Origin of the sequence: Pseudomonas sp. 51_B, from assembly GCF_017491595.1 — a bacterium.
Taxonomy (GTDB): domain Bacteria; phylum Pseudomonadota; class Gammaproteobacteria; order Pseudomonadales; family Pseudomonadaceae; genus Aquipseudomonas; species Aquipseudomonas promysalinigenes.
Map to the genome: position 1 here is coordinate 1 of NZ_JAFGYW010000368.1, position 453 is coordinate 453.

General features: G+C 66.2%; 1 protein-coding gene. It reads left to right on the forward strand.

The window, feature by feature from the left end; genetic code table 11:
• Positions 1 to 50 precede the first annotated feature (50 nt).
• The coding region (locus J5M56_RS25275; protein ID WP_207938094.1) for a UbiA family prenyltransferase at positions 51 to 453 on the forward strand (403 nt) is incomplete at its 3' end.

Sequence of the window (453 nt, forward strand, 5' to 3'; positions counted from 1 at the left end):
GTTCTACAATGCCGGGGTTACGATCGAGGGCTCGCCGCCCGTTCTCGCCGATGCTCGCCCGTTTTCCCCTCTATTTGCGGCTGATCCGGATGGACAAGCCGATCGGCAGCCTGCTGCTGCTCTGGCCGACGCTCAATGCGCTGTGGATCGCGTCCGACGGCCATCCTGCGCCGTCGCTCGTCGTGATCTTCGCGCTCGGCACGCTGCTGATGCGCTCGGCCGGCTGCGCGATCAACGATTACGCCGATCGCGATTTCGACCGCCACGTGAAGCGCACCGCCGAGCGGCCGCTCACGTCGGGCAAGATCCGCGCATGGGAGGCGATCGCGATCGCGGTCGGCCTCGCGCTCGTGTCGTTTCTGCTGATCCTGCCGCTCAACGGGCTGACGAAGGAGCTGTCCGTCGTCGCGGTGTTCGTCGCGGCGACCTACCCGTTCATGAAGCGCTTCTTCG